Annotated in this window: 24 protein-coding genes; 15 read left to right on the top strand and 9 right to left on the bottom strand. The window is 71.7% G+C overall.

All coding sequences use genetic code 11. The features are described 5' to 3' along the window. Nucleotides 1-61: 61 nt before the first annotated feature. From ACFXBC_RS04285 to rpmB, 7 genes are all read right to left on the bottom strand, one after another. Nucleotides 62-1,204, bottom strand: coding sequence for a M20 family metallopeptidase (locus ACFXBC_RS04285; RefSeq protein ID WP_385018509.1), 1,143 nt, complete (start codon nt 1,202-1,204; stop codon nt 62-64). Continuing rightward, the gene (locus tag ACFXBC_RS04290; protein WP_385018511.1) at nt 1,201-1,875 is read right to left on the bottom strand and encodes a DUF1028 domain-containing protein; all 675 of its coding nucleotides are present in this window, start codon (nt 1,873-1,875) and stop codon (nt 1,201-1,203) included. The genes ACFXBC_RS04285 and ACFXBC_RS04290 overlap by 4 nt, the downstream gene beginning before the upstream one ends. Further along, on the bottom strand, nt 1,872-2,342 hold the full coding sequence (locus ACFXBC_RS04295; RefSeq protein ID WP_385018513.1) for a RidA family protein: 471 nt from the start codon (nt 2,340-2,342) through the stop codon (nt 1,872-1,874). The genes ACFXBC_RS04290 and ACFXBC_RS04295 overlap by 4 nt, the downstream gene beginning before the upstream one ends. Nucleotides 2,343-2,352: 10 nt before the next feature. Further along, on the bottom strand, nt 2,353-3,666 hold the full coding sequence (locus ACFXBC_RS04300; RefSeq protein ID WP_385018515.1) for a flavin-containing monooxygenase: 1,314 nt from the start codon (nt 3,664-3,666) through the stop codon (nt 2,353-2,355). A gap of 222 nt (nt 3,667-3,888) precedes the next feature. After that, nucleotides 3,889-4,551: a class I SAM-dependent DNA methyltransferase gene (locus ACFXBC_RS04305; RefSeq protein WP_385018516.1), complete on the bottom strand. Its 663-nt coding sequence runs from the start codon at nt 4,549-4,551 to the stop codon at nt 3,889-3,891. 99 nt (nt 4,552-4,650) lie between these two features. Continuing rightward, nucleotides 4,651-4,956, bottom strand: coding sequence for a 30S ribosomal protein S14 (gene rpsN, locus ACFXBC_RS04310; RefSeq protein WP_385018518.1), 306 nt, complete (start codon nt 4,954-4,956; stop codon nt 4,651-4,653). Then, complete coding sequence (gene rpmB / locus ACFXBC_RS04315; protein WP_385018521.1) at nt 4,956-5,192, bottom strand: 50S ribosomal protein L28; 237 nt, start codon at nt 5,190-5,192, stop codon at nt 4,956-4,958. Before rpmB ends, rpsN begins: the two co-directional genes overlap by 1 nt. A gap of 71 nt (nt 5,193-5,263) precedes the next feature. Here rpmB and rpmG point away from each other — a divergent pair, with 71 nt between their 5' ends. From rpmG to ACFXBC_RS04350, 7 genes are all read left to right on the top strand, one after another. Further along, a complete protein-coding gene (gene rpmG / locus ACFXBC_RS04320) occupies nt 5,264-5,428 on the top strand; it encodes a 50S ribosomal protein L33 (protein ID WP_385018523.1) in 165 nt (54 codons plus the stop codon). 115 nt (nt 5,429-5,543) lie between these two features. Continuing rightward, nucleotides 5,544-5,795 carry a type B 50S ribosomal protein L31 gene (locus ACFXBC_RS04325; protein ID WP_385018525.1) on the top strand — a complete coding sequence of 84 codons (252 nt, stop codon included), beginning with the start codon at nt 5,544-5,546 and terminating at the stop codon, nt 5,793-5,795. After that, nucleotides 5,795-6,949 carry a CobW family GTP-binding protein gene (locus ACFXBC_RS04330; RefSeq protein WP_385018527.1) on the top strand — a complete coding sequence of 385 codons (1,155 nt, stop codon included), beginning with the start codon at nt 5,795-5,797 and terminating at the stop codon, nt 6,947-6,949. The genes ACFXBC_RS04325 and ACFXBC_RS04330 overlap by 1 nt, the downstream gene beginning before the upstream one ends. A 75-nt stretch (nt 6,950-7,024) precedes the next feature. Beyond that, nucleotides 7,025-7,264, top strand: a complete 240-nt coding sequence (rpsR, locus tag ACFXBC_RS04335) for a 30S ribosomal protein S18 (RefSeq protein ID WP_385018529.1) — start codon at nt 7,025-7,027, stop codon at nt 7,262-7,264. Nucleotides 7,265-7,609: 345 nt separating this feature from the next. Further along, a complete protein-coding gene (locus ACFXBC_RS04340) occupies nt 7,610-7,804 on the top strand; it encodes a hypothetical protein (protein ID WP_385018531.1) in 195 nt (64 codons plus the stop codon). Further along, a complete protein-coding gene (locus ACFXBC_RS04345; protein WP_385018533.1) occupies nt 7,801-9,021 on the top strand; it encodes a cupin domain-containing protein in 1,221 nt (406 codons plus the stop codon). Before ACFXBC_RS04340 ends, ACFXBC_RS04345 begins: the two co-directional genes overlap by 4 nt. Beyond that, on the top strand, nt 9,018-9,914 hold the full coding sequence (locus ACFXBC_RS04350; protein WP_385018535.1) for a sucrase ferredoxin: 897 nt from the start codon (nt 9,018-9,020) through the stop codon (nt 9,912-9,914). The genes ACFXBC_RS04345 and ACFXBC_RS04350 overlap by 4 nt, the downstream gene beginning before the upstream one ends. Before the next feature lie 32 nt (nt 9,915-9,946). Here the strand turns inward: ACFXBC_RS04350 and ACFXBC_RS04355 are convergent, their stop codons facing one another. After that, a complete protein-coding gene (locus tag ACFXBC_RS04355) occupies nt 9,947-12,883 on the bottom strand; it encodes an alpha-glucuronidase family glycosyl hydrolase (protein ID WP_385018537.1) in 2,937 nt (978 codons plus the stop codon). Nucleotides 12,884-13,289: 406 nt separating this feature from the next. Next, nucleotides 13,290-14,336: a LacI family DNA-binding transcriptional regulator gene (locus ACFXBC_RS04360; RefSeq protein WP_385018539.1), complete on the bottom strand. Its 1,047-nt coding sequence runs from the start codon at nt 14,334-14,336 to the stop codon at nt 13,290-13,292. Nucleotides 14,337-14,672: 336 nt separating this feature from the next. Between ACFXBC_RS04360 and ACFXBC_RS04365 the strand changes: the two genes are divergently transcribed. From ACFXBC_RS04365 to ACFXBC_RS04400, 8 genes are all read left to right on the top strand, one after another. Continuing rightward, nucleotides 14,673-15,824, top strand: coding sequence for a Gfo/Idh/MocA family protein (locus tag ACFXBC_RS04365; RefSeq protein ID WP_385018542.1), 1,152 nt, complete (start codon nt 14,673-14,675; stop codon nt 15,822-15,824). Beyond that, the gene (locus ACFXBC_RS04370) at nt 15,821-16,741 is read left to right on the top strand and encodes a PmoA family protein (protein ID WP_385018543.1); all 921 of its coding nucleotides are present in this window, start codon (nt 15,821-15,823) and stop codon (nt 16,739-16,741) included. Before ACFXBC_RS04365 ends, ACFXBC_RS04370 begins: the two co-directional genes overlap by 4 nt. Continuing rightward, complete coding sequence (locus tag ACFXBC_RS04375; RefSeq protein ID WP_385018545.1) at nt 16,735-17,463, top strand: cupin domain-containing protein; 729 nt, start codon at nt 16,735-16,737, stop codon at nt 17,461-17,463. The genes ACFXBC_RS04370 and ACFXBC_RS04375 overlap by 7 nt, the downstream gene beginning before the upstream one ends. Before the next feature lie 108 nt (nt 17,464-17,571). Then, entirely contained in the window at nt 17,572-18,909 is a 1,338-nt protein-coding gene (locus ACFXBC_RS04380; RefSeq protein ID WP_385018547.1) for an ABC transporter substrate-binding protein, read from the top strand. Beyond that, nucleotides 18,906-19,877, top strand: coding sequence for a carbohydrate ABC transporter permease (locus ACFXBC_RS04385; protein ID WP_385018549.1), 972 nt, complete (start codon nt 18,906-18,908; stop codon nt 19,875-19,877). The genes ACFXBC_RS04380 and ACFXBC_RS04385 overlap by 4 nt, the downstream gene beginning before the upstream one ends. Then, nucleotides 19,874-20,710 carry a carbohydrate ABC transporter permease gene (locus ACFXBC_RS04390; protein WP_385018551.1) on the top strand — a complete coding sequence of 279 codons (837 nt, stop codon included), beginning with the start codon at nt 19,874-19,876 and terminating at the stop codon, nt 20,708-20,710. The genes ACFXBC_RS04385 and ACFXBC_RS04390 overlap by 4 nt, the downstream gene beginning before the upstream one ends. Nucleotides 20,711-20,716: 6 nt before the next feature. Then, nucleotides 20,717-21,331: a hypothetical protein gene (locus ACFXBC_RS04395; protein ID WP_385018553.1), complete on the top strand. Its 615-nt coding sequence runs from the start codon at nt 20,717-20,719 to the stop codon at nt 21,329-21,331. Between the two features lie 140 nt (nt 21,332-21,471). After that, nucleotides 21,472-23,449 (top strand): sugar-binding domain-containing protein (locus tag ACFXBC_RS04400; protein ID WP_385018555.1); only part of this gene is annotated, 1,978 nt, incomplete at its 3' end.

Genomic DNA, 23,449 nt, shown 5'->3' on the forward strand with positions numbered 1-23,449 from the left:
GACCGCGGGCCCGTCCACGGAACGTGAACGGGCCGCGTGGCCGGGGCGGCGGCCGACCCCGTCACCCCGCTGCTCCTGCCGTCGCGCGGTCCAGTCCGGTCCAGGCCAGTGCGACCGCCCCGTCGAGCAGTGCCCGCTGCGCGGTTCCGCCGACGCAGTACGCGGCGAACTCGTGCTGGTGGTTGGTGGCGGGCAGGGAGCCGATGCCGATGTAGGGGTGGATGGCCGGCACCACCTGCGAGACGTTGCCCATGTCGGTGGAGGCGCGGTTCATCCGCGCGGCCTGGCCGGTCGGGGCGAACTCCCGCCCCAGGGCGAGGGCGTTCGCACGGTAGTGCCCGAGGGCGGTCTCGTCCGTGCGGAACTCCGCGTACGGCCTGCTCTCCGGTTCGATCTCCAGCTCGCAGCCCGTCGCGAGCGCGCCGGCCTCGAAGGCCCGCATGACGCGGGGCTCCAGCTCGGCCAGTTCGGCGAGCGTCTCGGCCCTGACGTACCAGCGTCCCGTCGTGCGCTCCGGTATGGCGTTCGGGGCGTCCCCCGCGTGCGTCACCACGCCGTGCACCCTGGCCGATGCCGGCAGCTGCTGGCGCAGCAGCCCGATGGCGACCTGGGCGACGGTGAAGGCGTCGGCGGCGTTGATCCCGGCCTCCGGGTAGGCGGCGGCGTGCGCGGACTTCCCGGTGTAGGAGATCTTGGAGTGGCTGACCGCGAACGGGCGTGCCTCGGCGACGTCGACCGGCCCCGGATGCACCATCATCGCGAGGTCGACCCCGGCGAAGGCTCCGCGGTCCAGCAGCTCGATCTTTCCGCCGCCGCCCTCTTCGGCCGGGGTGCCGTAGACCTCCACGGTGAGCCCGGCCTCGTCGGCGACGGAGGCCAGGCCGAGCGCGGCGCCGACCGAGCTCGCCGCGATGAGGTTGTGCCCGCAGGCGTGCCCGAGGCCGGGCAGTGCGTCGTACTCGGCGCACAGGGCGATCCGGACGGGCCCGCTGCCGAACCGGGCGTGGAAGGCGGTGTCCAGGCCCAGGTAGGAGGCGGTGACATCGAATCCGGCGCGGTCCAGCAGCTCGGGTACGGCGGCGGCCGCCCGGTGTTCCTCCCAGGCGGTCTCCGGGTCGGCGTGCAGCCGTTCGGAGAGGCCGGTCAGTGCGTCGGCGTGCCGGTCGACCGTCTGCCGGGCCGCCTCCTTCGGGCCGCCCCTCACAGGTCGCCCGGAACGCCGTAGGAGGGAGCGGAGGCGGGGTCGAGCCCGCGCCGCACATAGTCGTCGCGCTGTGGCAGCCAGATGTCGACGAGTTCGCCGAGCCGGTCCACGGGGTCTTCGGCCCAGTCCACCCGCAGGTCGGTCACCCGCCAGCCGGCGTCCGCGACGACCGCCAGTCCCGCCGAGTACACCGGGCCCTCCTCGCCGCCGGCCACGACGGCGGCCTTCATCGCGGCCATCAGACGCTCTTCGAGCTCCCCGGTGGCCGAGGCCCAGGTGTCGATGAGGACCCCGGGGATGTGCTCGCCCGACAGCATGTTGCCGGCCGCGACCGCGCCGTCCGCGGTGGCCGACGCATGGGTGCCGAGCGTGTGCGGGCCGCTGTAGGCGCATCCGGGACCGGTGCGGCCGACCACGGTCAACTGACGGTAGGCGATGGTCTTCGCGTGGCGCGCCGCGCCTGTGACGTCGGACAGGGCGCGTTCCGCGTCGCCGTGCTCCGCCAGCCCCGCCAGCAGCTCCGTGCCGATCATGGGGTCGGTGATGTTCTGCGAGGCCGCCGCACCGGTTCCGGGCCGCAGATGTGCGACCCGGGCGGCGACCGCCGGACTCGACGAGCTGACCGCGATACCGAACCGGTCACCGTCGCGTACCACCAGGGAGAACGTCATGCCCGCTCCTCCTCGGGGATCACGGCGATCGCGTCGATCTCGCACAGCCACTCCGTACGGGCCAGGGCCGACACCACCAGGCCGGTGGAGATCGGGTGGACGCCCTTGGTCCAGCGGCCCACGGTGCGGTAGACGGCCTCGCGGTAACGGGGGTCGATCAGATAGATCGTCAGCTTGACCAGGTGTTCCATCCGGCTGCCGGCCTCTTCCAGCAGCATCTTGATGTTGGCCATGGCCTGCTCGGCCTGCGCCTCGGCGTCGCCGATGCCCACGGACTCGCTGGTGTCGAGGTCCTGGCCGATCTGGCCCCGGACGTACACCGTGCGCCCGGCGACGACGGCCTGGCAGAGGTCGTTGTCGAGGTTCTGCTCGGGATAGGTGTCACGGGTGTTGAACGGACGGATCCGGGTGTGCCCGCCCGTGACGATCGGGGCTTTCACCTGGCGTCCCTCGCTCGTGGAGGTCATGGTCTGCTCCTCAGTTCTTCCGGGCCGCGGGCACGGCGCCGGGCCGGTCGTCGGTGGCGGGCCGGTCGTCGGTGGCGTACGAGAGGTACCTCAGCTGGGTCCTGATGTGATCGGCGACGTACCGGGCGTCGTGCCAGACACCCCAGATGAAGCTCGACCCGCGGCGGGACAGCCAGGGCAGGCCGAGGAAGTAGACGCCGGGCTCGGAGGAGAGCCCCCGGCGCTGCTTCGGGCGGCCCTTCTCGTCGAACGCGTCGACGTCGAGCCAGCTGTAGTCGGTGGCGAAGCCGGTGGCCCAGACGATCGAGGTGACGCCGGCCTCCGCCAGGTCGAGTTCCGCGCGGGGGGTGGCCACGCACTCCGGGTCGGGGCCGAGGACGTGGGCCTCCGGCTCCTCCGGGAGGTCCAGCCCGTTGCGCGCGACATACTCGTCGGCGGCCTTGAGCAGGCCGAGGTACTTGGCGTCGCCGAGCGCGATGTTCGTGGCGAGGTCCGGCGCGAAGCGCAGTACGCCCTTGTCGAAGCCGGCGGTCATGCCCACGAGTTCGATACCGGTGCCGGCCAGCGCACGGAAGTCCACGGTGTGCCCGCCACGCGCACCGCTGACCGCGATGGTGACATGCTCGGCGCCCTGGGGAGGCGTCTCCGCGTCCCACAGCCCGAGCACACCCAGCCACCAGCAGAAGTCACGGCCGCGGTACTCGCGGGGAGGACGGTCGTGCGGTCCGACGGAGAGAAAGACCTGCCGCCCGGACCGGCGCAGCTCGTCGGCGATCTGCACACCCGACGAGCCGGCTCCGACCACGAGGACCGCGCCTTCGGGCAGTTGCTCCGGATTGCGGTATCCGCTGGAGTGCAGCTGTACGGGGACGGCACCGTCCGGGACGATGGGCGGGATCACGGGCCGCTGGAACGGTCCGGTCGCCGCCACGACGAAGCGCGCGTCGATGGAGCCCTCCGACGTCTCGACCCGGAAGCCCGGCCGGCCGGAGTGCTTGCGCACCGACGTCACCTCCACACCGCACCGGACCGGGGCACCGATCTTCTCGGCGTACGCGACGAAGTAGTCGGCGACCTGCTCCTTCGAGGCGAATGCCTCAGGGGCGAGGCCGGGGAATTCCAGCCCCGGGAACCGGTCGTGCCACGCGGGCCCGTTCGCGACCAGGGAGTCCCACCGCTCCGAGCGCCACCGCTCGGCGATCCGGTGCCGCTCCAGGACGATGTGCGGCACTCCCTGAGCTCCCAGGTGCTCGCTCATCGCCACGCCTGCCTGGCCTGCCCCGACGACGACCACGTCCGTCAGTTCACTCTGCTCACTCTGCATTTCAGCCTCCCCTCAGGCGGTAGTTCCCTGGTGGTTGTCGCGTTGACTGCGCTACCGCACGAGACATCCTCAAACGGGCCCGAAACTCTGTCCAACAGATGTTTCCGTTGCACGCCATCTGATTTTCAGATACGGATGCGCGTGCCCGGCGGAGGGCTGAGGTGCGGGAAAGGGCAGGGAGGCAGGGGGCGGGGAGTTCTGGAAGTGCGGGAGCGCGTGCGGTCAGGCGGCCTGCTCCGGGGCCTTGCGGGCGAGCAGCTGAACCTCCTTGAACTGCCGCCTGTCGGTGGGCTGCGGCTCACGGACCAGCCGGGCGACCTCGGCAAGCCCCGACTCGCGCAGCATCGCGGCGAGGCGGTCCGGCGACCACCGGTAGGCCGGCGCGACCGCGTGATCGAAGACCTGCGCCGGGTGGGACGGATCGTCAGTGGCCGAGAAACCGATGAGGAGGTGGCCGCCGGGTGCCAGTACCCGGTGGAACTCCGCGAGGACGGGCGGGAGTTCGCGTGGCGGGGTGTGGATGATGGACCAGCGCGAGAGTACGCCGCCCAGGTTCGCGTCAGGAATGCGCAGCGCGGCCATCGAGCCCACGTCGAACTTCAGCCCCGGGTAGGCCTGCCGAGCCAGCCCGACCATCGCGGGAGAGGCGTCGACACCGAACGCGTCCAGCCCCAACTCCCCCAGATGAGCGGTGATATGGCCGGGCCCGCAACCGAGGTCCGCGACCCGGCCGCCCCCACCGGCGCTGACGGCCTCGGCGAAGGCACCCAGGATCGCACGGTCCAGGAAACTGTCACGCAGCGTGTCGCGGAACAGCTGGGCGTAGGTGGAAGCGGCAGCGTCGTAAGCATCGCGGGTGACCCTGAGGGCATCGTGTTCGACCATGCCGGTGACAGTAATGCCCGTAGCGGGGCGGGCCGGAAGAGCCTGCCCCGCCCCGCTACGGGCGACCGCGATCAGCGCCTGCTTCGCCGCCTCACGCGTTCACCATGAGGACTTGGTCACTCCGGGCAGATAGCCGGCGTGTGCCTGTTCGCGCATCCGCACCCTGGAGAGCCCGAACTTGCGCAGATGCCCGCGCGGGCGTCCGTCCACACTGTCGCGGTTGCGCACCCGGGTCGCACTGGCATCTCGCGGCTGACGGCGCAACTCGTCGATCGCGCGCGCCCGTTCGGCTTCACTGGTGTCCGGCCTGCGGATGGTCTCCTTGAGTTCGGCCCGGCGGGCCGCGTAGCGCTCGACGGTGTTCTTGCGCTGCTCGTTCTTGGCGATCTTGCTCTTGCGGGCCATCAGACCTTCTCCCCCCGTGCCCTGATGCGCGCCACGGCGGCTTCGACGCCCATGGCGTCCACGGCCTTGATCGCCCTGGCACTGAGGACCAGGCGGACATGGCGGCCCTCGCTCGGCAGCCAGTACCGCTTGCGCTGGATGTTCGGGTCGAACCGGCGCGGGGTGCGGCGGTGCGAGTGGGAGACGTGGTTGCCGAAGCCCGGACGGGCTCCGGTCAGTTGGCAGTGCGCAGACATGAAGCGGCCTGTTCCTTTCCCGGGGCGTGAGCCCCTATCGGTAATGACAATCATTGTCGTATGCTACCCGCATGGCTCGCAACGAACTCCGCCCGATCATCAAGCTCCGGTCCACGGCCGGAACCGGCTTCACCTACGTGACCCGTAAGAACCGCCGCAACGACCCCGATCGCCTGACCCTGCGGAAGTACGACCCGGTCGCCCGCCGGCACGTCGAGTTCCGCGAGGAGCGCTGAACCGCGGGCGCGCTCCTGCTCGCTTCCGCTCGCCGCCTCCGGCGCCGTGCCCGACCCGGATCCGCTCCGGATCCGCCCGGGATCCCTTCCGCATCCGTACCGACAAGGAACCGCTGTGAAATCCCATCTGCATCCGCCCTACGGCCCCGTGGTCTTCCGTGACCGGGCCGGGGGCTTCGCCTTCGTGACCCGGTCCACTCTGAGCAGTGAACACACCGTGGAGTGGGAGGACGGCAACACCTACCCGGTGGTCGACGTCGAGATCTCATCGGCGAGCCACCCCTTCTACACGGGCACCGCGCGGGTGCTCGACACGGCCGGCCGGGTCGAACGTTTCGAGCGCCGCTACGGCCATGGAGCCCGGTGATGCCCCAGAACCCGGAGCTGGCTGTCGTCATCGTCGCCGGACTGCACGCCGATGCGCGCCGACGCACCGTGGAACGTCTGCTGCACGACATGCCGGGCAGCGTCGCCCTCCACCACGACCTGTCGACCGCCCCGGCCGGCACCGTGCGGCGGAGTGTCCGCGACGCCGCCGGCACCTGGGCGGAAGGCGAGACACCGCTGGTCAACGACTGCGCCTGCTGCGCCCTGCGGGAGGATCTCGTACCGGAGCTGCGCCGCCTGTCCGAGGACGGCACGACCCGGCTCGCGGTGGTCGAACTCTGGGATTCGGTCGAACCGCGCGCCATGGCGGAACTCGTGGCCGCGCACGGAGCCGGATTTCTACGGCTGACCGGTGTCATGACAGCCGTGGATCCGTCCCTGCTGCTCGCCTGCCTCGGCAACGGGGACGACCTGGCCGAAGCGGGACTGGCGGCAGCCGCGACGGACCAGCGGACGGTGGGTGACACCTTCGCCCGCCAGCTCGAATACCCGGCCGTGCACGTCGTGGTCGACCACGCCGATGCGGAGCCGGCCGACCTCGCGCTGCTCACGCAGTTGCACCCGACCGCACGGCGTGTGCCGCTCGAATCGGCGGAGCCGGCCCGGCTGGCGTTCGCCGGGTTCGACGTGGAGGCCGCGGCGGCGGCCCAGCATCCGGCGTGCGCCCTGCTCCCCCAGGACGCGGACGAGTCCGGTGTGGCCACCCTGGTGTGGCGGAGCCGGCGCCCGTTCCACCCGGAGCGCCTCTACGCGGCTCTGGAAGACCTCTGCTGCGCCGCCGCCCGCAGCCGCGGCCGCTTCTGGCTCGCCGACCGGCCCGACACCCTCCTGTCCTGGGACGCGGCGGGAGGCGCGCTCTGTGTGGAGAGCACGGGGCCCTGGCTGGCGTCGCTGCCCGACGCGGCCTGGGAGTTGGTGCCGCCCGTACGCCGTGCAGCCGCCGCGCTCGCCTGGCATCCCGAGCACGGGGACCGGTGTCAGCACCTGGTCTTCACCTCCCCCGGGCTGGACCGCGACGGTCTCACATCGGTCCTGGCGTCCTGCCTGCTCACCGACGACGAGATGGCGGGCGGGGCCGAGTCCTGGAAGCGTTTTCCGGCCGCCTTCGACGAGCTTCTCGATCCGGTCCACTGACCGGGCCTCGCACGACCGGGCCGCGGATCACTGCGCCCATACCACCCCACCGGCACAGCACCTCAGGAGCACACCATGACACTCGGCAACAGCCGTCAGCGGACCGCCCGGACGACCCGGCCCAACCCGCTGGACGCCGCAGGCATCACGTACATCGACTACAAGGACACCGACCTGCTGCGGAAGTTCATCTCCGACCGTGGCAAGATCCGCAGCCGCCGGGTCACCCGGGTCAGCGCCCGGCAGCAGCGGCGGCTGGCCGCCGCCATCAGGAACGCCCGTGAGATGGCCCTCCTGCCCTATGGCACCCGCTGATCCCTCTCTCCGCTCGTCAGCCAGTGCCCGGCGCCCGGCCGCCGTTCTCTGTGCCCGGCCGGTTCACCCGTTCAGCCGCTTGCGGCACCGAACCGGATTCCGTACGGCGGACTGGCCGGTACGTGGTTCTTCGCGGCCCCACATGGCCGTGTGCGGATCGGCGCGGACCCGGCCGGGTCCGCGGGCGCGCCGGGCGTTCAGCGGAATCGGTCCGCTCGAATCGAGGGTTGCGGCGTGCGGCGATACCGTGATGAAGAGTGGTGCCCCGGGATAAATCGCCTCTCGCCGACGACGAGGGCCAGTAGCGGGCGCCCGGTTCCAGATGTTCGATTCTCAGGAGGAACGATGAGCAACCCCGAGCAGAATGCGAACCAGGAAGAGGGCCCCGCGGACGGCGGAGCGGCCGGAACGCCCGGCGTCCACGACGGCGGAGCCGACGGAGGAGCCGAAGGCCCCGCCGACGGCGGAGCAGCCGGAACCCCCGGCGTCCACGACGGCGGAGCCGACGGGGCGGCCGACGGATCCGGCCGCCGCCGTTGACCACCCCCCGGACCACGCTCCAGGACGCCGGTGCCCCCACGGGCGCCGGGGTCCTGGAGACGCGTCTGATCCGGCTGGACCGACAGGAGTTCGCCCGCGACGTCTGGGCGCGTACGGCGCTGCTCACCCGGGGTGCGAGTGACTTCTCCGATCTGTTCTCCGAGGCCGCCGTGGACGAACTGGTCTCGCGTCGCGGGCTGCGCGCACCCTTCCTCCGGGTCGCCAAGGACGGCGCCACCCTCCCGGACGCCTCCTTCACCTCACCGGCCGGCGTCGGCGCGACCGTCTCCGACCAGCTCGACGACACCGCTCTGTGGCGTGAGTTCGCCGATGGCGCCACGCTCGTCCTCCAGGCGCTGCAGCGCACCTGGGAGCCGGTCGCCTGCCTCGTGGCCGGGCTGAGCACGGAGCTGGGTCATCCGGTGCAGGCCAACGCCTACGTCACTCCGCCGCAGAATCGCGGGTTCGACGACCACTACGACGTCCACGACGTCTTCGTCCTCCAGATCGAGGGCACCAAGCGCTGGCTCGTGCACGAACCCGTACACCCCGACCCGCTGCCCGACCAGCCCTGGACCGGTCACCGCCCCGCCGTTGCCGGGGCCGCGAGGGGAACGCCCCGTATCGACACCGTGCTGGAGCCGGGCGACACCCTCTATCTGCCGCGCGGCTGGCTGCACGCCGCCGAGGCCCAGGGGGAGACATCGATCCATCTGACGCTCGGGATCCACACCTGGACGCGCTACGCACTGGCCGAACAGCTCGCCCAGTGCGCACTGGCCGCGCTCCGTGAGGACCCCGGGATGCGCGGCACCCTGCCGCTGGGCGTGGACGGGCCGGCCGGGGAGGCCGACATCGTCCGCGCACGTCTCATCACCGCCCTCGCGGAGGCCGATGCCGCTCCGCTGTTCCACCGCACCCGGCGGGGCCAGGGGCGCCCGGAGCCCCTGGGGCCGCTGGCCCAGCTCGCGGCCGTCGCCGGCCTCGGCCCCGGGTCCCGGGTGCGGCTCCGTGAGGCGCTGGAAGCACGGTGGGAGGGGTCGCGCCTGACCACGCGGGTCGGATGGCTCGACTTCCCGGATGACGAGCTGCCGTATGTGACCCGCCTGCTCGACGGTGAGGTCCGCACCGCGGGTGATCTCGGCGTCGCACTCGCCGGCCGGCTGCTGCGGGCGGGTGTACTGCTGCCGGCCGACCGGTGGTCTGCGCCGCGGTGACCGGGCCGGCCCGCTTCTTCTGCGCCAATTCCGCCCGGAGGCGCGGCGACCCGGTCGCGGGCACGGCGCCGTACGGCTCCGTCTGGGTCCTCATCGAGTACCGGGGCGGCTGGCCCGCCAACGGCTTCGACGGCCTCGGGCTCGAACCCCGGACCAAGGCACGCGTGTTCTCCGCGGCCCAGGCGGTGCGGGCGCGCGTCCTTCTGGTGAGGCGGCACGGACGCCGCAGCCCAGAGGGCCCCAGCCACTGGGCCGTACTGCGCTACGAGAGTTCCGGCGCCCACCGCCAGCACTGGGGCACCTGGCGCGTCGACGAGGACCTGACGGGGATCGTCGGCGCCCTCGACTCCCCAGGAGAGCCGGGCCACCCGCCCGTCGTCCTGGTCTGCGCCCACGGTCAGCACGACACCTGCTGCGCCGTACGCGGGCGGCCCGTGGGGCGCGCCCTCAGTGAGCGCTGGCCCGAACTGGTCTGGGAGTGCACCCATGTGGGCGGTGACAGGTTCGCCGCCAATGTGGTGGTCGCACCCGACGGCGTCTACTACGGCGGTCTCGACGCCGACTCGTCCGTCGCGGTGATCCAGGGGCACCTGGCCGACCGTATTCACGCGGAGCATCTGCGCGGGTACACCGATCTCTTTCCACCGCAGCAGACCGCTGTCGCAGCCGTGCTCGAACGCTTCGGCCCGGCCGGACGGCACGACTACGTGATCAGCGAGACGGTCCGGGACGGGAACCGGTGGCGGATCCGCGTCACCGGCCGCCCGCCGCGTCCGGCCGCCTTCGAGATCGAGGTGCAGGCGCACCGTACGGAGCCGTACCAGCTGACCTGCCGTGGAACAGCGATGAGTCCGGCGGTCGTCTACGAGGTCACCTCGTTCCGCGACGGCTGAGCGGGACCCGTCCCACGGCGCGGCCGGGCCGGCTATCCGGCGTCCGCCAGAACCACGCAGGCACCGAGGTGCCAGGTCTCGCCGTTCTCGGCGGACAGCTCCAGGTCCACCTCCCGTCCGGCTGAGCCGCCCTCCAGCGGCACGCGCAGCCAGCGGAATTCCCGGCCCGCCAGCTGGGGGCTACGGGCCTTCTCGACGCCGTCGGCCCGGACCACCAGCGTTCTGGTGAAGGTGTTGGGATCACCGGTGAGCAGGTACGCCGTGCACGGTCCCGGCGGCAGTGCCAGCCGCAGGGTGGCCGGAGCCGTGTCCCGGACATAGTCCCTGCGCAGGACATCGGGCAGCCCCGCGTCGGATGCCTCGGGCACCCGGCCGGTCCAGCCGAACCGCGCGCCCTCGTGCCACACGTCCAACGGCGAGAGCCGGGTGTAGCCCTCCAGTACGGAGGAGGAGGTGGTCCCGGCGTCCAGCGCGTGCACACAGCGTGCGGCCGGCGGAACCACCACGGCCTGCACCACGCCCAGCAGGGAGGAGCCGAGGACCGTCTCGCCGCCGGACTCCGGGCGTGCGCGGAGTGTGGCGAGGGCGGGAGTCTCCGGCGGGACGAGGACGGCCTGCACGGTTTCGGTCTGCCCCGACTCCACAAAACGTGTCACAGGCTCGGACCGCCAGCCCCCGGGCACCTCGATGGCCGCCACGGTGCGCAGCCCCGCCCCCGTCGCGTTGGTCAGCTGCACCGGTACGGTGTTGCGCCGCCCGCCCAGCAGCACGGCGTCCTCGGGGGCGACGGCGGCCTGGATCCAGTGGCGGCGTTCGTCGCGGATCCGGCTGAGGCCGAACCAGTAGGCGGCCAGCGTGTCCCGCCACTCGGCGGCCGCTGTCAGCTGCTCGCCGAACAGCCGGTGTACGTCGGTGAGGCGCCGGTGGTCGATGCGGCCGCGCAGCGAGTCCCAGCTCTCGCGCATGCGGGCCACGCGTTCCGCGGCGGAGAAGTGGGTGTCGTAGATGTGCTGGATCACGGTGGTGCCGTCGGCCAGTTCGTGGGTGTACGGCACGTGGTGGAGGAAGAGGAGCAGCTCCTCGGGGCAGTCCGCCAGTGATTCGTAGGCGTCACGCGTGGCCGGTGCGTACAGCCCGGTGTATCCGTCGCCGGTGGCCGCCGTGCGGTCGTAGCCGATGCCCGTGCTGTCCGAGTGGTGGAACTGCGTGGTCGTGGTGGGGCTCGGGCGGAAGTGCCCGGTCACGGAGCCGTCCGGCGGGTGGGTCAGATATCCCACGCCCAGGGGCGAGGTGTACTCCTCGTAGGTGCGCCAGGAGCCGAGGAGCAGTGCCGAGACCACCGTGACCACCTGCGGGTCGTTGCCGAAGGTCATCCGGGTCCACTCGGCGGCGAGGTCACCGGCGGACTGCTCCGGGTTCCAGGCGAGCCGTCCGTAGCCGTGGGTGTTGGCCGCGGCGAGATGCGATCCGGTCCAGTTCCTGGCGTCGCCGAAGTTCATCACTCCGGCGAACCCGCTGTGCGTGTACGGGTGGACGCGGCCGGTCACGACCCGGGCGACGGTGCTGTCCGGACCGGCTTTCCCCGTGTCGAAGTCCAGGCACGCCTTCCACTGCGGGACCAGGTAGCACAGATGCGTGGCATGCCCGGTGTACTCCTGTGTCACCTGGAGTTCGATCATGGAGTTGGTGTGCGGCAGGGACCCGAAGAGCGGGTTGGCGGGTTCTCGTACCTGGAAGTCGATCGGGCCGTTCTTGATCTGAACCACCGCGTTGTCCGCGAACTTTCCGTCCAGTGGCACGAAGTCGTGGTAACCCTGCCGGTCCCACTCCTTGTCGCTGTCGTGGACGAAGGACCGCCACATCACGATCCCGCCGTACGGCCGCACCGCCCCGGCGAGCAGGTTCGCGCCGTCGGCGTGGGTGCGCCCGTAGTCCAACGGGCCCGGCCTGCCTTCGGAGTTGGCCTTCACGAGGAAGCCGCCGAAGTCCGGGATCCTCGCGTAGATCTCGGCCGCCTTCTTCTTCCACCACTCCTGTACGTCCGGGTCGAAGGGGTCCGCGGTGCCGAGCCCCCCGAGGTCGATGGGCGCGGCGAAGTTCGCCGTGACGTAAAGGGCCACACCGTACCGCCGCAGCACGCCTGCCAGGGCGGCGAGTTTGCCGAGGAACGGGGTGGAGAGGTAGTCGGCGCTCGTGTTGACGTTGTTGATCACCGCGCCGTTCAGGCCGACCGAGGCGAGGATGCGGGCGTAGTCCGTGTAACGGTCGTCGAGTTCGGGCAGCCGGTCCCAGTGGAAGATCGATCCGCCCGCGTAGCCACGCTCGATCGAGCCGTCCTCGTTGTCCCAGTGGTCGGCCAGCCGCAGCGCCCCGGCGGGTGACTCCGTGATGTCGACGTGGTCGAGCGGCCGGCCGGTCTGTACGAGCCGCAGCAGGTGGAACGCGCCGTAGAGCACGCCCCGGTCGGCGTGGGCGGCCACCACGGTGCGGGTCCGGCCGCGCCGGGTGACCTGGCGGATGACGTAGCCCTCGTCACCCAGTCCGTCGAGATCGGCTGCCGGGACGAGCGTCCGGACCAGGGCGGAACTCTCCCGGGTGCCGACCACGAGCGCCGCCCCCGACGGAGCCGCGGGCCGCGCGGTCACCCGGGTGCCGAGCAGCCCGGTCAGCCCGCGGCTCAGTTCGTCGACGGCCGAGCGCTGGAGTGCGCCGCCTCCCTGCCATACCAGGGAGGCCAGCGCGGCCCGGTAGCGCTTCAGCCGGGCGGAATCCTCCACCCGCCGGTAGCGCAGCCACAGTTCGTACCCGTCCTCGGCCGGGAGGGCGCCACCGGCCGGGAGTGCGCCCCCGGTCCGTACGGGTCCACCGGGCGTCTGCGCTGAAGCCTGCGCCGGCAGTGCCAGGGCGCCGGCCGCGCTCCCCAGTGCGGCCGCTGTCAGGACGCTGCGGCGGCGTATTCCTGAGCTCATGGTTCTCACTTCCGTCGAGGGACGAACAGTGCACATCGAGGGGCCCGCACGCTTCCGGAGGACAGGAGGGGGCCGCTGGGACAACCGAGCTCCGCAACCGTCACATGCGCCATAACAGCTGTCAACACAACCGACCACAAGGCCACATGGCACGGTGCACATCTCATCGGTTCGATCCCAGAGGGAAGTTGACCTGATCAGATCCACGAACGATCAGGGCTTGACGGACGGCTCGAATGGCGCGCCTCTCCGGATTTCTTGAGTGTGCGGTTCAGGGATGTGAAGAATGGTCAGGTAAGTCAACTGACAGAATCCAACAGGCACGATGTCTCGCAGGCGCCCTGCCGCCACAGCCGTGCACCGCACACCGGGAGCCCGGCGCGGCGCATCGCGAGCCCACGGCCCGTCAGGCGAGGGGCAGCTGCCGCCGCTCGCCGCTGGTGGACTCCCGTACCTCCAGCCAGTACGGGGCCATATGCACCTCGAACGGCGGGGGTTCGTCCGCGCGGATCCGCGCCACCAGGCACTTCACGGCCAGCGAGGCGATCACCGCCTTGTCGGGGACCACCGAGGTGAGCGAAGGAGTGCCGTACAGCGCTTCCTCGGAGCCGTCGATGCTGACCATGGCGATGTCCTCGGGTATGCGCAAACCCGCTTCGAACGCCGCGCGCCGGGCTCCGGCGGCCAGCAGATCGCTGAAGCAGAAGACCGCGTCGGGCCGCGAGCCCGGGGGCAGCCCGGTCAGGGCACGCATCGCCAGCAGCCCGTTGCGGCGGTCGAACTCGGCCACCTGGGGCGCGAGTCCGGGGTCGTAGGTCAGCCCCGCCTCATGCAGGGCCTGCTGGAACCCTTCCAGGCGCTGACGGCTGGTCGCGGACGCCAGCCGGTCGACTCCGATGGCGGCGATCCGAGTGCGGCCGATGGCGGCCAGATGCGCGGTGGCCTCCCGGGCCGCACCGACGTTGTCGATCAGGACATGGTCGGCGACGACACGATCGCGCTCGTAGCTGCGCTCGCCGAGCAGCACCAGGGGGAACTCGTCGGCGACAGGCGCCAGTGCGCCGGGCGAGACATGCAGCGGCGAGAGGATCACACCGTCCAGCAGGGAAGCGCCGACACCGGTCGCCAGGCGCAGCTCCTCCGTGGCGTCCCCCAGCGTCTCCTCGATCAGGACGGTGAAGCCAAGCGCCGCCGCCTCCGCCCGCACATGGTGGGCGAGTTCCGCGAAGTAGGGCGTCGCCAGGTACGGGACGGCCAGGGCGATCAGACCGCTGCGCCCGGTCCTCAGCCGCCGCGCCGACGGATTCGGCCGGTAGCCGAGCTCCCCCACCGCCCGCATCACCCGGGCCCGGGTGGCTTCGGAGACCTTCGGGGCGCCTCGTACAACGTTGGACACAGTCTTGATCGACACCCCCGCGCGCTCCGCCACGTCCTTGAGCGTCACAGCCGCCACTGACCAGCCCCCTCTCTTGAAGTCCTGCCAGATTATGCACTGATGGACACGGCCGGTCACCGGCCGGGGCGACCGCCGCATCTTTTTCGGACGAAGGGTTGACCCTGCGGATCCACGGCGGTTACAACGTTGGAACCGAACCTGATGGCAAGCGCTTGCTGCCGACACGGGCGGCCCCTCGGGGGCCACCGCCGGTCAGAACCGCCTGCCGCCACCCGCACGGCAGCATCCGACGGGCTCCCAGTGAGCCGCCGCCGGAGTACGGGCCACTCCCCCGGCCGCCGCCGGGCCCGCACCGCTCGTCCGTCCGTCATTCCGTCTCCTGAGAGGGTCCCCATGTCTCCAGATCGCCCCCCACGCCCGCTGCGTGCCGCCGTCGTCGGCGCGGGCGGTATCGCGCGGTCCAGCCATCTGCCCGCCCTGCGGACGCTGGCCGCGGAAGGTGAGACGGACATCGTGGCCGTGGTCGACGTGGACGCCACCGCGGTGCGCGTGTTCGCCGACGAGTTCGGGATCCCGTACGCCGCCACGGATCTGGACGCGATGCTCGCCGAAGTCCGCCCGGACCTCGTGGTGTTGTGCACCCCGCCCGCCGTGCACCGCGCACAGTCCGTCGCGGCGCTCCGGGCCGGTGCCTGGGTGTGGTGCGAGAAGCCGCCGTGCCCTTCGCTGGCCGACTACGACGCGGTGACCGCGGCGGAGCGGGGCGGTGACGTGGCCCCGTACGCGTCGATCGTCTTCCAGCACCGCTTCGGCTCCGGGGCCCGCCATGTGCGCCGTCTGTTGCACGAGGGCGCGTTCGGCAGGCCGCTGGTGGCGCACTGCCAGACCACCTGGTACCGGGACACCGCCTACTACGCCGTGCCGTGGCGCGGCCGTTGGGCGACCGAGGGCGGCGGCCCCGCCATGGGGCACGGCATCCACCAGACGGATCTGCTCCTCGATCTGATGGGCCCGTGGGCCGAGGTGCGCGGTATGGCGGCGCGTCTCGTGCACGACGTGGAGACCGAGGACGTGTCCACAGCGCAGGTCCGCTTCGCGAACGGCGCGCTCGCCACTGTGGTCAACAGCGTGCTCAGCCCCGACGAGGTCAGCCGTATCCGCATCGACTGCGAGCTGGCGACGATCGAACTGACCCATCTGTACGGCTACTCCAACGCCGACTGGCGCATCACCCCCGCCCCCGGCGTCCCCGGGGAGACCGTGGCGGGCTGGCGCGACTTCGGCGCCGACGAACCCAGTTCGCACCTCGCGCAGTTGCGCGCCCTCGTCGCCGACATCCGGGCGGGCCGCCGCCACTCCACCAGCGGCGACGGCGGCCGCCGGACGCTGGAGTTCATCACCGCGCTGTACAAGTCGGCGTTCACCGAGACCCCCGTACGCGCGGGCGACATCGGTCCCGGCGACCCGTACTACACCGAGCTGCACGGCAACGCCCCGGGCTGGGCGCCCGCCGGGGCCCGCGAGGAAGAGAAGGAATCCGCATGACGCTCGCACTGACCCACACCCACGGCGACCGGATCACCGTCACCCACGGCGCGACCGGCACGGAGCTGTTCGCGTACGTCTACCGGCCCGAAGCGGCCTGGGAGGCGCCCAAGCCGTATCTGCACCCCCTGCGGACCCTGTCCGGCGCCGTGGTCGCCGACTACCGCCCCAACGACCACCGGTGGCACAAGGGGCTCCAGATGACGGCCTCCCATCTGTCGGGCCAGAACCTGTGGGGCGGCAACAGCTATGTGCACGGCGAGGGCTATCTCGCCCTGCCCGAGCGGGTCGGCTCGATGGCCCACACCGCCTTCGACGAGGTGGCGGCGGACGACGGCCGCGCGGTCATCGCGGAGCGGCTGACCTGGCACCCGTACGACGGCACGCTCTGGGCCGATGAGGAACGGCGTATCGAGGCCGACGCCGATCCGGAGTCCGGCAGCTGGTCGCTGACCTGGACATCGGCGGTGACCAACCGGCGCTCCGAGCCACTGCGTTTCGGCAGCCCCACCACGCACGGCCGTCCGGCGGCCGGGTACACCGGGCTGTTCTGGCGGGGCCCCCGCGCCTTCCGGGACGGCGAGGTCTTCACGGCCGACGCCGACAGCGGCGACCTGATGGGGACGCAGAGCGACTGGCTCGCCTATGTCGGCGAGCACGACGGCCGCGACGGGCACGCGACCCTCGTCTTCTCGCACGCGCCGGACAACGACCACAGGGGCGACAAGGGAGCGCACCCGGCGCACTGGTTCGTCCGCAGCGACCCGTTCGCGGCGGTCGCCCCCTCCCTGGCCTTCCACGAGGAGCTGGTCCTCGAACCCGGCGACACCCTCTCCCGCTCCTACCGCGTCACCATCGCGGACGGCGCCTGGGACCGCGCCCGCATCACCGCACACCTGGCGGGCCTGACATGGTGACCGCGGCCTACGACGGGTTCCCCGGCGCGGTCGCCGTCTCCCGGCTGACCGTGTACGACTGGCCCACGGTCGACGACAGGCCCGGCGGCGGCACCCCGCACGCGCACCTCACCTGCAGCGAGGGGTACGTGGTGACGGCCGGCCGGGGAGCCATGCAGACACTCACCACGAGCGGTTACGCGGAGACGCCCCTGGAGCCCGGGACCGTGGCCTGGTTCACGCCCGGCACGATCCACCGCCTCGTCAACGAGGGCGGCCTGGAGATCACCGTCGTCATGCAGAACAGCGGCCTGCCCGAGGCCGGCGACGCGGTGCTCACGCTCCCGCCGGACCGGCTGACCGACCCCGGGACGTACGCGGAGGCCGTCCGTATCCCCGCCGGTGTCCCCGAGGCCGAGCAGGCGCGGGCCGCGCGGGTCCGGCGCGATCTGGCCACCCGCCGCTTCCTCGAACTGCGCGAGGCCACCGCCGGCGGCGACCCCGGGCCGCTGGCCGCGTTCCAGCGGGCCGCGGCCGAGCTGGTGCGGCCCCGCCTCGACGCATGGGAACAGCGCTGGCACGAGGGCGCCCATGCCGCGGCGGAGGCCACCCGCGAGCAGCTCGCCGCCCTGCGCGACCGGGACACCCGCCACCTGGAGCGTGCCCGGGTCACCGCGACCGGGCCCACCGCGCGGGGGCGGTTCGGGATGTGCGGGCGCCTCGACGTCTATACGGGCGACTGAACCCGCGGGCCGCCACCGTCCGTGGCGCGGGGCCGACACCCTCGGGCCCCGCACCGGCGCCGTCCTCCTCCGCATCCCCTCTCCCCGTACCTCCTCCGGAAGGCCCCCATGCCCGAGCCCCGAAGCGCCCGGCGCCGAGCTCCACGCCGCCGGGCCGTCCTGACAGCGGCCGCCGTCGGTCTCAGCACTGTGCTGACCGCCACCCTCACCGCCTGTTCCGCCGGGAGCGGCACCGGCTCCCACGGCATCACCCTCACCTTTTCCTGGTGGGGCAACGACGACCGGGCCGCGCGCACCAATCAGGCCGTGCGGCTCTTCGAGAAGGAGCACCCCGGCGTCACCGTCCAGACCTCGAACGCCGACTTCGGCTCGTACATGCAGAGGCTGGCGACCCAGGCGGCGGGCGGCGGCATCCCCGACGTGGCCCAGCTCGACTACCGCCAGATCTCCCAGTACGCGGGCGGCGGCGCGCTCAGGCCGCTGGGCCAGGACATCGGGAAGGGCACCATCCGCACCTTCGAGATGGACAAGAGCTTCCTGCGCACGGGTACGTACGAGAACAAGCAGTACGCGCTCCCCATGGGCCGCGGCATCACCGGCTACGCCTACGACTCGGCGGTCTACAAGAAGGCCGGCATCCCCACCCCCCGGCCCGGCTGGACCTGGCAGGACTGGGAGAAGGCCGATGCGAGGATCGCCGCACTCGGGCTCACCTCCCCCGACGGGCGGAACGTGACGGGCGCGAATGACGGCGGCACCAACGAGGACGTCTTCGAGGACTGGCTGCGCAGCCACGGCAAGAAGCTCTACGCGAGCCAGACCCGGCTCGGCTTCAGCCAGCAGGACCTCACCGACTTCTGGACGTTCTTCGACCGGCTGCGCAGGAAGAAGCTGGTCGCCGCCGCCAAGGACACCGTCCAGGCCAAGACCACCGAGACCAGCCCGATGGGCCGCGGGCTCGCCGCCGCCGACTACACCTGGGACGCGCCCTTCCCCGGATACACCGCGCTGCTCGGCGATTCCGTCCACTTCGCGCCGGTCCCGACGGTCGGCGGCAAGGCCGGTCAGTACTTCAAGCCATCGATGCTCCTGGGCGTCGGCGCCCACAGCAAACACCCCAAGGAGGCGGCCGAGCTGGTCGACTTCCTCCTCAACGACCCACGCGCGGGCGACATCCTCGGCTTCACCCGCTCCACCCCGCCCAACCGGGTGATCGCCGCCCGGGTGGCCAAGACCCTCAAGGGCGCCGAGCGGGAGATCTACGACTACGCGCAGACGATGGAGAAGTACGGCCTGGACGATCCGCCGACCGCTCCCCCGCGCGGCGACACGGCCATCCAGACCGCCTTCGGGCGCGCCTACCAGCGGGTGATGTACGGGCTGGCCACCCCGCACCAGGCGGCCGGTGAACTCATCGACGAGGCCGACAAGGAGCTGAGGCCATGAGCACCGTGACCACCAAGGCGCCCACGGGGCACGGCCGTTCGGCCGACCGGCACGCACCGGTCAGGCGGCGCCGTCGCAGCAGGCGCGAACAGCAGTGGCCCGCCTATGTGTTCCTCTCGCCGTGGATGATCGGCGCGGCCGTCCTGACCCTCGTACCGATGGCCGTGTCCCTCTATCTGTCGTTCACCGACTACAACCTGTTCGACCCGCCGCACTGGGTGGGCCTGCGCAACTACACCGAGATGCTCACCGATGACCCGCGCTACTGGCGGTCGGTCGGCACCACCCTGCTGTACGTCGTGGTGGCCGTGCCGCTCAAGCTCGGTCTGGCGCTCGCCGTGGCGATGCTGCTGAAGGGCCTCCACCGGGGCCGGGCCTTCTACCGCTCCGCGTTCTACGCACCCTCACTGCTCGGGGCCAGCATGTCGATCGCCCTCGTCTGGCGGGCGCTCTTCAACGACGGTGGCTCCGTCCCGCACGTCCTGAGCGCGGTCGGTCTCGACATCGGCGGCTGGGTCGGCAACCCGCACCTCGCGGTGTACGCGGTCGTCCTGCTGACGGCCTGGCAGTTCGGCGCCCCCATGGTGATCTTCCTCGCGGGGCTGCAGCAGATCTCGCCGGATCTCTACGAGGCCGCGGCGCTCGACGGCGCGGGCCGCTGGCGGCAGTTCGTCTCGGTGACGGTCCCGATGCTCTCGCCGGTCGTCTTCTTCAACCTGGTGCTGGAGATGATCCAGTCCTTCCAGGTCTTCACCCCGGCCTTCGCGATCAGCGGCGGCGACGGCGGCCCCGCCGACTCGACCGAGTTCTACACGCTGTATCTGTACGAACGCGGCTTCACGGCCTCACACATGGGGTACGCGGCGGCGATGGCCTGGATGCTGCTCCTCGCCATCGGCGTGATCACCCTGATCCTGTTCCGGACCTCCAGGTCCTGGGTCTTCTACGCGGACGAGGAGGGGCGATGAACATCGCCATGAAGCGGTGGCTGCCGCACACGGCGGCGGTCGTGGGACTGCTCGTCCTGCTGTATCCCCTGGCCTGGCTGCTGGCCACCTCACTCAAACCGGCGGACGAGGTGGTGACCAGTCTCGACCTGTGGCCCAGCCATCTGGAGTGGTCCAACTACACGACGGCCCTCGACGGTGTCTCGGGGATCTCCGTGACCCGGCTGCTCGGCAACACCCTGCTGATCGCCGGGGGCGCGGTCGTCGGCAACGTCCTGTCGTGCTCGCTGGCCGCCTACGCCTTCGCCCGGCTGCGCTTCCGTATGCGAAAGCCGATGTTCGGCTTCATGGTGGCGACGCTCATGCTGCCGCACCATGTGGTGCTGATCCCGCAGTACATCATCTTCAACCGGCTCGGCATGGTGGACAGTTACTGGCCGCTGATCCTGCCGAAGTTCCTCGCCACCGAGGCGTTCTTCGTCTTCCTCATCGTCCAGTTCATGCGCGGACTGCCGCGTGAACTGGAGGAGTCGGCGCGGATCGACGGCTGCGGCGCCTTCCGTACGTTCTGGGCCATCACCCTGCCGCTGAGCCGTCCCGCTCTCATCACCACGGCCATCTTCACGTTCATCTGGACGTGGAACGACTTCTTCACCCAGATGATCTATCTGTTCGCTCCGGACAAGTTCACCATCACGCTCGCCCTGCGCAGCTTCGTCGACCAGTCCAGCACCTCCGCCTACGGGCCCATGTTCGCCATGTCGGTCATCTCCGTCCTGCCGATCGTGCTGTTCTTCTTCGTCTTCCAGCGCTACTTGGTGCAGGGCATGGCCACCTCCGGGCTGAAGGGCTGAGCCGCCATGACCCACGCGTCCACCGCGCCCCACCGCGACCGCCGGGAGCCCGGCGAGATCTTCGGACCGGGCTTCTCGCTCTTCGCCGATGTGCTCCTGGTCGGCCTGCTCACCACCGTCGCCTGCCTCCCTGTCGTCACGGCACCCGCCGCGTTCGCGGCCGCCGCCGGGACCCTGCGGGCCACCGCTGACCGCGGTCTCCAGGCCGGGGCCGGAGCCTACATCGGCCAGCTGCGCGCCCATCTGACCCGGCGGACACTGGCCGCCGGTCTGGTCCCGCCCCTGCTCGTCCTGGTCCTGCTGACCGACGCCGCGCTCCTGCGCGGCGCGCTGCCCGGAGCGGCGCTCGTGTCGCCCGTACTGGCGCTGCTCACGCTGGGAGCCATGGTCGTGGGGCTGCGTGCGACGGCGCTTGAGACTCCGTACCGTCTTTCGGCGCGCGAGGGTTTCCTCCGCACCGTCGCCGACCCGCGCGGCACCCTGCTGCTCGCCGGGGCCGTGCTCCTGAGTGTGCTGATCGTCGGATCGATTCCCCTGCTGGTCCCGCTGCTGCCCGGGCCACTGGCGTTCGCCGCCACCGTCGTGGAGCTGCGCTCCGCCACCGCCGGGCAGCGGAGCTGAGGCACAGCGGGTCCTGCCCCGCCCAGTCCCTTGCCTCCGCTGTGCCTGCCTCCCCTGTGCCTGCCTCGCCCAGGCCCAAGCGTCCCTGTCTCCTCCCCCCTTACCTCCGTGCCCCCGTACGACACCACCGGAGTTCTCGTATGCCGTACCCCCACCTGGACGCCGCCGGCCATCCGCGGCCCCAGCTCGTCCGCGACCCCGACTGGCACGACCTGAGCGGCCCCTGGCGGTTCGCCCACGACGACGCGGCCCATGGCCGGGCCGGCCGCTGGATGGACCCGGACACCACCGGGCCCTTCACCGCGACCGTCACCGTGCCCTACCCGCCCGAGTCCCGGGCCTCCGGCATCGCGGAGACCGGCTTCCACCCGGTTCTCTGGTACCGGCGCACCTTCGAGGCCGTCCGCCCGGCGGCGGGCCGGCGCCTCCTCCTGCACTTCGGGGCGGTCGACCACCGGGCCGAGGTCTGGGTGAACGGTCAGCTGGTGGGCCGTCACGAAGGCGGCCACACGGGCTTCTCCTGCGATCTCACCGACGCCGTCGTCCGGGACGGCGAGCAGACCGTCGTCGTCCGGGCCGAGGACCAGCCGCAGGACGCGGCGCAGCCCCGCGGCAAACAGGACTGGCGGCGGGACCCCCATGTCATCTGGTATCACCGCACCTCGGGGATCTGGCAGCCGGTCTGGCTGGAGGAGGTGCCGGCCCAGCACATCACGGTCCTGCACTGGACCCCCGACGTGGCCAACGCCCGGGTGCGCTGCCGGGTCCGGCTCAGCCAGTGGCCGCAGCGCCCGCTGGCCGTCACCGTCCGTCTCACCCGGGGCGGCCGGGTGCTCGCCGAACAGCGCACGCTGGCCGAGGGCCAGGAGACGGAGTTCGATGTGTCGGTGGGCGCGCTCCGGCACGGCCAGGACCTCGACGAGCTGCTCTGGAGCCCCGAGCGGCCTCATCTCGTGGACGCGGTGGTGACCCTGGAGGACGCTGCGACCCCGGAGAATGCGGCGGGCACCGCTCCCGTCGACCGGGTCGCCTCCTACCTCGGTCTGCGCGACATCGGCTGGGACGACGGTGTCTTCCTGCTCAACCACAAGCCGTACTTCCTGCGCTTCGCACTCCAGCAGGGCTACTGGCCCGACTCGCATCTCGCGGCCCCGCCGGAGGCGCTGCGCCGCGACGCGGAGCTGGCCAAGTCCATCGGCCTCAACGGGCTGCGCATTCACCAGAAGATCGAGGACCCGCGCTTCCTCTACTGGGCCGACCGGCTGGGGCTGATGCTCTGGGAGGAGATGCCCTCCGCGTTCGTGTTCGGCGCGCAGACCGTCCAGCGGGTGGTCCACGAGTGGACCGAGGCGGTCACCCGCGACCTGAGCCACCCCTCGGTCGTCGCCTGGATCCCGGTCAACGAGTCCTGGTCCGTGCCGAATCCGGCGCTCGTCCCCGCCCAGCGGCACTTCATGGACAGCCTGTACCACCTGACGAAGGCCCTCGACCCGTCACGCCCCGCGGTCTCCAACGACGGCTGGGAGATCTCGGCGGCCGACATCTGGGGGGTGCACGACTACACCCAGGACTCGCGGGTACTGCGCGAACGGTACGGCCATCACGGGCTGCGGCGGGGCGAGTTCGCCGAGCAGTGGCCCGGCGCCAAACGGCTTCTCCTCGACGGGGTACGCCACCAGGGGCAGCCCGTCGTCCTCAGTGAGTTCGGCGGGGCCACCTTCGAACCTGCCGAGGGCGCCGAGTGGTTCGGCTACGACACCGTCAGCACAGCGGAGGACTTCGCGGACCGGCTGGCCGGGCTGGTGGCGGCCGCGGTGGACTCGGGTCTTGCCGGATTCTGCTTCACCCAGTTCACCGATACGGAACAGGAGATCAACGGCCTGTTCACGGCGGACCGCCGGCCGAAGGTCCCGGTGGCGGAGTTGCGCGCGATCCTCACCCGGCGGCGGGGGGAGTCCGTTCCCCGGCGGCTGGTGGAACCGGCCGACACAGCTGAGGGGGCCGGTGGAGAGGTACGGCGGCAGGCCGCGCTTCCCGGGGGGGCCGGGGGTACGGCCGAGCGCCCCCCCGCCCCCGGGGCCCCGGCCCGCCCCCGCCGCCCACCCCGCGCCCGCGCGC

Origin of the sequence: Streptomyces sp. NPDC059398 (genome assembly GCF_042751845.1) — a bacterium.
In the GTDB taxonomy this organism is placed as follows: Bacteria; Actinomycetota; Actinomycetes; order Streptomycetales; family Streptomycetaceae; genus Streptomyces.